The sequence below is a fragment of the Nostoc sp. FACHB-110 genome, assembly GCF_014697425.1.
In the GTDB taxonomy this organism is placed as follows: Bacteria; Cyanobacteriota; Cyanobacteriia; order Cyanobacteriales; family Nostocaceae; genus Nostoc_B.
Window position 1 is genome coordinate 134,894 of sequence record NZ_JACJRU010000001.1, and the last position, 12,138, is coordinate 147,031.

Annotated in this window: 8 protein-coding genes; 5 read left to right on the forward strand and 3 right to left on the reverse strand. The window is 40.7% G+C overall.

Annotated features, from left to right (window positions below):
- Positions 1 to 348: 348 nt before the first annotated feature.
- Together H6G69_RS00435 and H6G69_RS00440 are read right to left on the reverse strand one after the other, a co-directional pair.
- The gene (locus H6G69_RS00435; protein ID WP_190680451.1) at positions 349 to 792 is read right to left on the reverse strand and encodes a hypothetical protein; all 444 of its coding nucleotides are present in this window, start codon (positions 790 to 792) and stop codon (positions 349 to 351) included.
- Positions 793 to 968: 176 nt separating this feature from the next.
- On the reverse strand, positions 969 to 3,980 hold the full coding sequence (locus H6G69_RS00440) for a valine--tRNA ligase (RefSeq protein WP_190680460.1): 3,012 nt from the start codon (positions 3,978 to 3,980) through the stop codon (positions 969 to 971).
- 63 nt (positions 3,981 to 4,043) lie between these two features.
- On the opposite strand from H6G69_RS00440, the gene H6G69_RS00445 reads away from it, so the two are divergent.
- The 4 genes from H6G69_RS00445 (at position 4,044) to abc-f (ending at position 8,742) form a co-directional block, all read left to right on the forward strand.
- On the forward strand, positions 4,044 to 4,490 hold the full coding sequence (locus tag H6G69_RS00445; RefSeq protein ID WP_397326855.1) for a GxxExxY protein: 447 nt from the start codon (positions 4,044 to 4,046) through the stop codon (positions 4,488 to 4,490).
- A 56-nt stretch (positions 4,491 to 4,546) separates the two neighbouring features.
- On the forward strand, positions 4,547 to 5,827 hold the full coding sequence (locus tag H6G69_RS00450) for an MFS transporter (RefSeq protein WP_190680462.1): 1,281 nt from the start codon (positions 4,547 to 4,549) through the stop codon (positions 5,825 to 5,827).
- Positions 5,824 to 6,780, forward strand: coding sequence for an N-acetylglucosamine kinase (locus H6G69_RS00455; protein WP_190680465.1), 957 nt, complete (start codon positions 5,824 to 5,826; stop codon positions 6,778 to 6,780). The genes H6G69_RS00450 and H6G69_RS00455 overlap by 4 nt, the downstream gene beginning before the upstream one ends.
- 354 nt (positions 6,781 to 7,134) lie before the next feature.
- Entirely contained in the window at positions 7,135 to 8,742 is a 1,608-nt protein-coding gene (abc-f, locus tag H6G69_RS00460; RefSeq protein WP_190680467.1) for a ribosomal protection-like ABC-F family protein, read from the forward strand.
- 60 nt (positions 8,743 to 8,802) lie between these two features.
- Here the strand turns inward: abc-f and H6G69_RS00465 are convergent, their stop codons facing one another.
- A complete protein-coding gene (locus H6G69_RS00465; RefSeq protein ID WP_190680468.1) occupies positions 8,803 to 9,219 on the reverse strand; it encodes a thioesterase family protein in 417 nt (138 codons plus the stop codon).
- A 320-nt stretch (positions 9,220 to 9,539) separates the two neighbouring features.
- Here H6G69_RS00465 and H6G69_RS00470 point away from each other — a divergent pair, with 320 nt between their 5' ends.
- Positions 9,540 to 12,131 (forward strand): GAF domain-containing protein, encoded by a 2,592-nt coding sequence (locus H6G69_RS00470; RefSeq protein ID WP_190680470.1) that lies wholly within the window; start codon positions 9,540 to 9,542, stop codon positions 12,129 to 12,131.
- Positions 12,132 to 12,138 lie beyond the last annotated feature (7 nt).

Sequence of the window (12,138 nt, forward strand, 5' to 3'; positions counted from 1 at the left end):
CCTACTATTGTCGCTATTTAAGGCTAAAGTTAGCTGTCATATTACTTCATTTTTGGGCGATTGCTACACGTATGTTAAAAGTTCAAAATTACGAGAACATACGTAAGTATGCGGTAGTTAACGGTTAGTTATTCTTAACTACCAGATCAGCACAATTGCACCCAGCATCCCAGGATTATTCATCTTTTGCGATTTTATGTCAATGCCAATCAAATACGATAATGGTTATAACCCTACAGGGTTGACTTAAAATAAAGTTATCTGTGGAGTTAAAAACAGGATAATTATTCTGTTAAAAGCTGAAAATTAAAAACAAATTCAGTAATTTACACATAAAACTTAATATTTTTACGCATCGGTCGTCTCATCTTTATGATGACCGTTTCGCTCGCGCTTAAGACTTTCTTCTAAAGCTTGAATTTGTTCGCGCCGGGCTTCTAATTCTAAGGAACGACGGGCTAAGTCTTGATTTTGTAATGTTAAAGATTGTCGCCACTGTTCAGCCCGTTCTGCTTCTTCTTGTAATAATTCTGGGGTCATACCCACACTCAGGTATGTTTGTACTAAATGAAGTACCCAATTACTAGCATCTTCTATTTTTTCAATGTCACCTGTAGGAGAAAGTTCTACTAACACCAGCAATTTTTCACTCATGGTGTTGCCTTTACCCAACAAAATAAAAGCCTCTTCTGGGATAATGGCCCACAGATTTTCAGCTTCTTGACGTGCTAACAAGCGCAATTGGTACTGGTCTAAAAATTCGTTTTTATGTACCTGAGCTAGATATAGCATGATCGTCGTTTGGCTCCACTTTACAATTAAAAATTAAAGACAAAATTTAAATTAAACCAGAAAATGAAATTAAGTTATTTTACTTGGGAAATTGTTAGTTATGGGTAATTGGTGAGAGTTGGGAAATTGACTCTCCTATTACCCATAAAAGTGTTGCTAAACCACCTCAGCGATATCTACGATAACTCCTGAAGGCGTACGCGTAAAATTTCGACTTGCTTTTCCGCCTCGGCTAAGGCATCTTTCGCTCCTTGTACCACGTCGGCTGGTGCTTTATCGACAAACTTAGGATTGCTTAACCTACCTCTGAGGGCTTGGGCTTCAGTTTCGGCTTTGTTGAAGCTTTTCTGGAGTTTAGCCCGCAGTGTTTCCACATCGATGACACCAGTCAAAGGAATTACCACTTGGACTGTACCAATAACCCCAGTAATAGTTTGTTCTGGTGTTTGAGGTTTTTCTAGGACGGCTTGCTGCTGTAGTGGCTGTGTAGTTGCTGGGAAAAACTTCGCCAAGAATTTTTGTCTAGCTTCCGCAGTCAAAAGATTACGGGAAACAAACCACACACTATAGCCTAAACCAACAATTTCAAAAAAGTTGTTGACAATAGGAATGTGGTTAACAGTATTACCAACGGCTATACCGATTCTGGCAAAGACCAGCCCTAAAATCACTAAACCAATATTCTTCCAGTTTCGTTGCGGTTTTTGTGGTGCTGGTGCAACTTGGCTGGTTGGTTCACTGGCAAAGTTTAAGGTTTCCACCTTAGCCAAATCTTTGATATAAGCCTGACCTGCGGTGAGAATTTGCTGTTCTTTGGGATTATCAGTTTGCAAATAAACTTTAACTTTCGCCCCTGGCTTCACATCTGCCTCAGCACGTAAATTCCGAATTGTGCGGATAGTCCCAATTAGCAATTCAAACTGTTCTTCCAAAGCGGGATCAATTAAGTTGGCATCTACTTGGGGATAAGCTTGTAAAGCTAACGTTTGTTGAGAATCGGGGCTTTGTTGGGTGAGTGTTTGCCAAATTTCCTCAGTGATGTGCGGCATAAAGGGATGTAGTAGTTTTAAAATCCCTTCTAATACGTAGGCGAGAATTTGTTGGGCGGCGCGACGAGATGCGGGATCAGCACTTGGTTGTAACCTGGATTTGACTAGTTCAATATACCAGTCACAGAAATCACCCCAGATAAATTCGTACAGACCTTTGGCGGCTTCTCCTAGACCGTAGTTATCAATGTAATTGGTAGTTTGCTTGACTACTTGATGATAGCGAGAAAGAATCCAGCGATCGCTTAATTCATTGCTGAGTGGCTGACCAAGTTGTGCAGGAGTTTGCCCATCGAGATTCATCATGACGAATCTAGCCGCATTCCACAACTTATTGGCAAAGTTGCGCGAAGCTTCTACCGATGGTGACTCATCTTTTTTGCGATCGTATTCTAAGCGGATATCTTGACCCGCACCAGCCACTTCCTTAACTAAGGTGTAGCGTAGGGCATCTGTACCATATTTATCAATTAATAACAGTGGGTCAATGCCATTACCTTTAGTTTTTGACATTTTCTGGCCTTTTTCATCCAGCACCAACCCGTGGATATAAACATCTTGAAATGGCATTTTTCCGGTAAAATGACCCGCCATCATCGTCATTCTGGCAACCCAGAAAAAGATAATGTCAAAACCTGTCACTAGGGTAGTAGTGGGGTAATACTTAGCTAAATCTGGGGTTTGTTCCGGCCAGCCCAAAGTTGAGAACGGCCACAACCCCGAAGAAAACCAAGTATCAAGGACATCCGGGTCTTGTTGTAACTGCACATTGTCGCCAAATTGGGCTTTGGCTTTTTCCCAAGCTGTATCAGCAGATTTAGCTACGACAAACGGAGTCGTATCAGTGATTTGCCCGTCAGTTTCACTAACAGCGTACCAAGCCGGAATTTGATGACCCCACCACAATTGACGGGAAATACACCAATCTTTGAGTTTCACCAACCAATCACGGTAAACTTTTGTCCAGCGTTGGGGGACAAACTCAGGCGAATTTTTTTGGTCGAGGAATTCTAAAGCATTGTCCGCCATTGGGCGAATTTTGACAAACCACTGAGTTGAAAGTAGAGGTTCGACTGGGACTTTACCGCGATCGCTATAAGGAACGGTATGCTTATAATCTTCTATCTTCACCAACACCCCATCAGCTTCTAAGCGAGAAACCACATTCTTTCTAGCCACAAAGCGGTCTTGTCCTTGAAACTCGCCAGCATTAGCATTGAGAGTCCCATCCTTATTCAAGATATTAATAAACGGTAGATTGTGACGCTTACCCATTTCAAAATCATTGGGATCATGGGCTGGTGTTACCTTCACACAACCAGTACCGAAACTGGGGTCAACCAACTCATCACCAATAATGGGAATTTCCCGTTGCATAATTGGCAGAGTTAAAGTTTTACCAATCAGATGCTTGTACCTCTCATCATTAGGATTTACCGCTACCCCGGTATCACCTAACATCGTTTCTGGTCGAGTCGTCGCCACCTCAACATAACCAGAACCATCGGTCAGTGGATAACGAAAATGCCAGAGATTACCATCAACCTCCTGAGATTCCACCTCCACATCCGACACAGCCGACTGCGTAGCCGGACACCAATTTACCAAATATTCGCCACGATAAATTAAACCTTCATCATAGAGACTGACAAAAGCTTCCACCACAGCTTTCGATAAGCCCTCATCCATAGTGAACCGTTCGCGTGACCAGTCCACCGAGACACCCAAACGGCGTAATTGATTCACAATTGATCCCCCAGACTCCGCCTTCCACTGCCAAGCGCGTTCTAGGAATTGTTCCCGCCCCAACTCAGAGCGAGTTTTACCTTCTTTTTTGAGTTGTTTTTCTAGCATCGTATGTACAGCGATACTAGCGTGGTCAGTGCCAGGAAGCCACAGAGTATTGCGTCCTTGCATCCGGTGATAACGCACCAGAACATCAATTAAGGCACTTTCAAAAGCGTGACCCATGTGCAAACTGCCAGTCACATTCGGTGGCGGAATCACAACACAATAAGGTTCGCCACCGTGATTAGGGTCAGCTTTGTAAACTTGGTTTTCTTCCCAGAACTTTTGCCATTTAGCTTCAGTGGAGAAGGGTTCGTACAGACTGGGAAGATTTAGGATAGTTGCGGTCATGGGGGGAAAACTAAGTGTGGAAGGACTTTAATAAATTTTGCCACAGGGTTGCAGGGGGTTTTAATGGAAACGAACCACAGAGGCGCAGAGAAGCCAGTGCGTTGCGGGGGTTCCCCCCGTTGTAGCAACTGGCGCAACACAGAGATGAATCGTCTGACTGGGGAGGTGATTGGGGCTGCGATTGAGGTGCATCGGGTTTTGGGGACTGGCTTTTTGGAGGAGGTATATCAAGAGGCACTAATTATAGAATTTTTATGGCGTGGCATACCTCATGAGTTTGAAAAGTTTGTAACAGTTAATTACAAAGGTCATGAGGTAGGCAAAGGTAGATTAGATTTTTTAGTTGCTAACTGTTTAGTAGTGGAATTAAAAGCCGTCCAAAACCTAGCACCCATCCATGAAGCCCAAGTTCTCTCCTACCTAAAAATGACAAATTACCCTTTAGGCCTCCTCATAAACTTTAATGTCCCTCTCCTAAAAGATGGCATAAAACGCATTATTCTCTCCTAATAACTCTTCTCCTCTGCGCTCTCTGCGCCTCTGTGGTTCGTTTAAAAAATTATTTTATGACACATTCACGCTCCCCCTGGTATTACATCCCCACCCTATATTTTGCCTCCGGTGTACCTTACATCATCATCAACACAGTTTCCGTTATCTTCTATAAAAAACTAGGCATAGACAACACACAAATTGCCGTCTGGACTAGCCTGCTTTATCTCCCTTGGGTGATCAAAATGTTTTGGGGGCCAATTGTAGATACTTACTCAACTAAAAGAAAATGGCTAATTTACACTCAATTTGCTATGTTCTGTTGCTTGGGTTTAATCGCATTTTGCTTACAATTACCTAACTTCTTTTTTATCTCCCTTGCAGCCTTAACAGTGGGAGCATTTATTTCTGCAACTTATGATATTGCCACAGATGGCTTTTATCTTTTAGCTTTAAGTCCCGAACAACAAGCATTTTTCGTGGGCATTCGCTCACTATTTTATAGACTAGCGGTTATCTTTGGTTCAGGGTTATTAGTAGTTTTAGCAGGTCAGCTTGAAGGATATCTAAATAACATCCCCTTAAGCTGGACGATATCTATTGGCTTTTCCGCAGTTATTTTAGCAATCCTGTTTATTTTTCACCGTTTAACTCTGCCTTTGCCAGATACAGATAAACCAAGACAGCTACAGGCAACTAACAATATACCGTTTTGGACAATCATTAGTTCTTATTTTACTCAAGAAAAAATTATTTTTATTTTAGGATTTATTTTGCTCTATCGCTTTGGCGAAGCTATGCTAGTTAAGTTTGCTTCGTTATTTTTGCTAGATCAGCCACAAGCAGGTGGTTTAGGGCTAACAACATCAGATGTTGGCTTAGTCTACGGCACATTTGGCGTAATCTCTCTGATTGCAGGAGGAATTTTAGGCGGATTAGTAATTGCCAAGTATGGTTTAAAAAAATGTCTATTTTCTATGGCTTTGGCTTTGAATTTACCTGATTTATTTTATGTGTATATGGCTTATACTAAACCGTCTTTGACTTTAGTTTATCCTCTAGTATCCTTAGAGCAATTTGGTTATGGTTTTGGGTTTACTGCGTTTAGTGTTTATTTAATGTACATCTGCCAAGGAGAGTATAAAACCTCTCATTTTGCTATTTCTACTGGCATTATGGCTTTAGGAATGATGTTACCAGGAATAGTTAGTGGATATCTACAACCTTTATTAGGATATCCATTATTTTTTAGCTTGGTTTGTTTACTGACTATTCCGGGGATGATTATTTTATTTTTTATTCCTTTAACAGAAGAAATACAGCATACATCTAGCGAAAATTCAAACAATTCATGAGTTACGTTTTAGGAATAGATGGTGGTGGTACTAAAACGGTATGTGTCCTGATGGATGATACTGGTAAAGTACTAGGATGTGGTATGGGAGGCGCGTCCAATTATCACAGTGTTGGTGTTGAAGCTACAATCCAATCAATTCATTCTGCTATATATAAAGCAGCTAATGAAGCTCTCAAATCTATTGATGCGATCGCAGTTAAAGCAATATGTTTAGGGTTAGCTGGTGTTGGCCGTCCATTTGATGTGCAAATCATTCAAGGAATAGTTAAAGAGTTACAAAATAGTAATTGGCTACCAATTAATTGGGATTTATCACCTTCTCATATCATCATCTGTCATGATGCGTTGATTGCTTTGGTTGGTGGCATTGGTGATGATGTAGGAATTGTTGTCGCAGCAGGTACAGGCTCGATAGTTTTTGGACGCAATCAACAGGGACAAACTCACCGCGTTGGCGGTTGGGGTTATATTTTAGGCGATGAAGGTAGTGCCTATAAAATTGCTGTTGCTGGTATGCACACAGCACTCAAATCTTATGATGGAAGAGAAAAAATCACAAGTTTAGTAGATGGTTTTAAACAACATCTTAGTTTGAAAAACATAGAAGAATTAATTGAAGTTGTATATCAACGAGGTTGGGGAGTTACAGAAATAGCTGCTTTGGCAAAAGTTGTAGATATAGCGGCAGTTTCAGGTGATGAATTAGCAAATCAGATAATTGATCAAGCAGTAGCAGATTTAGTTAATTCTACATCTACAGTCATCAATCGAATTTTCACAGATAACTCTAGTATTGAAATCGTAACTGTCGGTAGTGTTTGGCAAGGTAAATCTCAAATGCAAGAGAGATTTGCTGCATCTATTGGCAATATTTTTCCGTTTGTTAAAGTAATTCATCCTAAATATGAGCCTGCTTATGGTGCTGGGTTGTTGGCAATCAAGCAGTTATGATAAGATAATGTCAGTCTGATTGATTACTTGCCTTGGCGACTAGAAGTCGTAGCTACACAGGCAAAACCTGTCTACGCAGGTTCAAATAAAGTAAGTATTTTAAACAGCATTCAGCAGTTTTTACAAGTAACCATAGAGCAATGAAGTAGTACCGCAGCCAAAACGTCAAAACAAAATCAACACAGCAAGTTTGACAAGGTTACTTCACAATCATCATGAGCTAAACATAGAGTCACTCCTAATTTTTTAAATTAAGCCGCTAGGAAGTTGTAGCGACTAAGTTTTTTATGCCTAATTCACCCGTGTTTTGTGTGTAGATACGAGTGAAATTTGATAATTTGAGGTTGGGCAAGAATGCAGAATAAAACAATATTGATAGCTGAGAATTTAGCTTATGAACTCAGCTATGCTAAGACTTTATTTGCAAAAGTCTTAGTGCGTATAGAGGCAGATAATCGCATTGCTTTAGTTGGTAGTAATGGTGTAGGCAAATCAACTCTATTAAAGTTATTAGCAGGACAAATAAATCCTAGTATTGGTTCAGTTTGGCGAAATTGTGGTGTTTATTATTTGCCACAAATTAGCACTATTAGGCAAGAAGTCAAGGCAGATACGGTATTGAACTATTTAATTTCCATCTCTGATGAGTGGTGGCAAATTGAAGAAATATTGCAGACGCAATTTCAAACAAATATTGATTTATCACTACCACTTGCAAATTTAAGTGGTGGTGAACTGACGAAGTTATTTTTGGCGATTGGTTTATCGCAACAACCGAATTTGCTGTTATTAGATGAACCAACTAATCATATAGATTTGCCAGCGTTAGAAAGTTTAAGGCAGTTTCTTTTAGGTTTTTCTGGCGCATATATTATTGTCTCCCATAAACCTTTTTTCTTAGATCAGGTGACAGATATTACTTGGGAGCTTACACCTAATGGAGTCAAAGTATATGGGGGGAATTTTTCTCATTTTAAGCAACAAAAAGAAATCGAATTAGCAGCAGCAATGCGATCGCACGAAGTAGCAAAAAAGGAACTCAAACGCACTCAAGCAACCGCTATGCAAGAACAGCAGCGCGCCGCCCAAGTCCAACGTAATGCTCGGACTCAGTTGCTCAATGGTAGTATCGACAGAAAAGTAGCTGCATCACTTAAAAGCCAAGCCGAAACATCAGCAGGAACAGCAAAAAAGAAACATGAAGCGGCTGTAATCAAAGCTACGCAAAAAGTAGCAGACACAAAAGTTAAAACGACCAAAGTTACAAGTATCCACATAGAACCAAGAAATCACAAGCGCAAAAATCTGATTGATATTCAAGGTGCAAATCTTTGGCTATCAGAACGCTTGCTGATTGAAAATTTTCAGTTGCGTTTGTCGTCAGGCGAGCGCATCGCCATCGCTGGTGCAAATGGTTCTGGTAAATCCACCTTAGCCAAGGCAATTTTAGGACAAACCGGAGTTCTCAAATCAGGTGAGGTTGCCATTGCACCCACAATGAAAGCCGTATATCTTGACCAAACATATGAATTAGTTAATCGCCAGCAGTCAATTCTAGAAAATATGCAAGCGGCGAATCCCCATCTCAGCTATCAGCTATTGCGTCAACAACTCGGACACTTCTTATTTAAATATGATGACGTTCACAAAAGCGCATCAGTATTGAGTGGTGGTGAGTTGGCAAGACTAGCGATCGCAATCATTAGCATTTCTGAGATTGACTTACTCATTCTTGATGAACCAACTAACAATCTCGATATTGAAACTGTAGAACAAATGGTCACAGCTATCAATGATTATCAAGGTGCATTGTGGGTAATTTCTCACGACATTGATTTCCTCAGCCGCATAAATATTACCCAAAGTTTTCAATTGAAAAATCCAACTTTGCAAATGACGACCTATTTACCCAGTGCGCCAGAAGAATATTATCAAGAAATTTTGGCTTGTGATGCCAGTTAATCACAGGAATTATGCCAACTGATAGAATAACGAACCCCTGACACGTCTATGCGGTTTGTTTTATCCCAAATTTTGAACTGGCAAAAACTTGTCGGCAATTTCCCGGGGAATTGGTCGCGGACGCATTGTATTGACTTCTACCCAAACCCATAGTGCCTCAGCTGTAACTAGCAAATCTTCTTGGTCTTGCTTGCGAATTTCGTAGCGTCGAAAGGCACGAGTACCACGTATTTCTTTTAACCAAGTAGTAACTTCTAACGTATCGCCAGCCACGGCGGGACGTAGATAGTCAATTTCGACTCGCCGCATCACAAACACACCACCTAACTCCCGATAAACATCTAAAGTTGCCCCAAGGTGTTCTGAGTGTTCGATAGCTGCTTGTTCCAAATAATTTTGGTAGACCGCATTATTAACGTGTCCCAAAGCATCCATTTCATAATGCCGGACGCGCAGTAAAGTCTTAAATGGTTGCATGAATTAAAACAAATTTTGGTTGTGAGTTTAGCTAAGGTTTTGGGAACTATAAAAATAGTACCTCCACAAATATTGCCAGTCAGATTTAGTTATGACTGAATCGGAGGGTCTTCTGGGTGCATCTTCCACAAAGAACGTAGCAAAAGAAACAGACGATATTTGTTTGTTAAATACAGGGGGAAAGCAGGATGACGCTAGCTCAACAAGCGATTAAACTGTGGGTAATGTCAATCATTTGTTGCTAAAAGCGACACATAAGTAAAATTAATTAAATTTGCTAATCGTTCATAAAGTCTAATCCTGCTATAGAAAAATTACTTATGACAGTGCATCAACGTAGTGTTGGGGAGACCGCTGATTTAATTATTGGTGTTCACAACCAAGAGAATCAACAATTACAACCCAATTCTGCTCCTGTGGGTGCCTTAGCTAGAAGAAAAGGAACGATTTCAACTTTTCTTGCTCCCCTGACTCAGGATACTTTTAAACAAGTTGTTACCGAGGTCGAGCATAAATTACAGATTGTGCATCAAACCTTGTCCATGTTGGATTCTCATGGGTTTGAAACAATTCTGCAAGAAATGTTGCAGTCAATTACCTTAAAAACTGGCGAATTATTGGGGGCTGATCGCACAACTATATTTTTGTTAGATGAAGAAAAACAAGAATTGTGGTCAATTGTGGCGGCGGGAGAAGGCGATAGGTCTTTAGAAATTCGCATCCCCGCCGATAAAGGAATTGCCGGTGAAGTCGCTACCTTAAAACAAGTAGTTAATATTCCCTTTGATTTTTATAACGATCCCCGTTCAATATTTGCGCAAGCACAAGAAAAAATCACTGGCTACCGCACCTACACAATGCTGGCTTTGCCTTTGTTAAACGAGCAAGGTCAATTGGTCGCAGTAGTCCAATTACTGAATAAATTAAAGTCGCAAGTAAACCCTGATGCGCCTTTAGCAGAGCGCGTTGATACTGTGGGTTTTACTATACACGACGAACAATTATTTCAGGAATTCGCGCCGTCGATTCGCTTGATTTTAGAATCATCGCGCTCTTTTTATATGGCGACGCAAAAACAAAGAGCGGCCGCCGCACTCATGAAGGCGATTAAGTCTCTTAGTCAAAGCAGCCTGGACTTAGAAGATACCCTCAAGCGGGTAATGGACGAGGCGAAAGAATTAATGAACGCCGATCGCAGTACCCTGTGGTTAATAGATCGCGATCGCCACGAATTATGGACGAAAATTACTCAAGATGATGGGACAAAAAGAGAGTTGCGCGTACCCATCGGTAAGGGTTTTGCTGGGATAGTCGCTGCATCTGGCAAAACATTGAATATTCCTTTTGATTTGTACGACAATCCCGACTCGGAAACAGCCAAACAACTTGACCAGCAAAATGGTTATCGTACCTGTAGCTTATTGTGTATGCCAGTGTTTAACGCCGACCAACAATTGATTGGTGTTACACAATTGGTAAATAAAAAGAAATCTGGTGATTTTCCCCACTATAATCCCGCAACTTGGCCAAAAGCTCCTGAATGCTTCCAAGCAAGTTTTGACCGCAACGATGAAGATTTCATGGAAGCTTTTAACATTCAAGCGGGGGTAGCGTTGCAAAATGCTCAGTTGTTTGCCACAGTCAAGCAACAAGAACAAATGCAGCGTGATATTTTGCGGAGTCTTTCTAATGGTGTAATTTCTACAGATAAATCAGGTTGTATTATTGCTGCTAATGAAAGTGCCAAACGCTTGCTCGGTGTAGAAGCCGAAGAACGTTTAGAAGGTAAATTAATTAGTGATGCTATCGCCATTAAAGAAGGTGACTTTAGCAAATGGTGTCAAGATGCATTACATGGACAAGATATTAAACGCCGCCAACAATATTATCCTGACCGCACCCTTTTAAGCACTGGTTCAGAACAAGAACAACACAGTATTAATTTATCGATTAATTCCATTGCTGATGTCAGCGACCAACAACAAGTGCGCGGCGCGTTGGTGGTAATGGAAGACATTAGTGATGAGAAACGCCTCAAAAGTACTATGTACCGCTACATGACCCAAGAATTAGCGGAAGAATTATTAAAATTAGATGATGCTAAACTAGGTGGCGATCGCAAAGAAGTTTCGATTTTATTCTCTGATATTCGCGGCTACACCACTTTGACAGAAAACCTCGAAGCAGAAGAAGTGGTAAGTATGCTCAATGAATATTTTGAGTCAATGGTAGAAGCCGTTTTTAAACATAAAGGTACTCTCGATAAATACATCGGTGATGCCATTATGGCTGTATTTGGTTCACCCTTACCTTTAGAAGAACACGCTTGGATGGCTGTACAAACATCAATCGAAATGCGCCATCGCTTGTATGAATTTAACCAACGGCGTTACGCCGCTAATAAACCAAGAATTAACATTGGTATTGGCATTAATTCAGATACTGTAATTAGTGGCAATATTGGTTCTAGTAAGCGGATGGAATTTACCGCCATTGGTGATGGTGTTAACCTGGGTTCCCGCCTAGAAAGTGTCAGTAAACAATATGGTTGTGATATTGTTTTGAGTGACAATACATTTAAGCCCTGTAAAGATTATATTTGGGCAAGAGAATTAGACTATATTCGCGTCAAAGGTAGAAACGAACCAGTATCTATTTATGAATTAGTCGGTTTACGTTCCGACCCAATTGAAAGCGAAAAATTACAAGTAATTGAGCATTATCACAAAGGACGCGAATATTATCTCAAGCGTCAGTTTAGTTATGCTAGGGCTGAATTTGCCAAAGTTTTAGCTGTTGATAACCAAGACAAAGCCGCAATGTTACACCTGTTGCGTTGTCAACATTGGCTACAATCACCACCAACTGACTACGATTGGGATGATGGTGTTTGGACGTTTAACGAGAAATAGAGTAGGG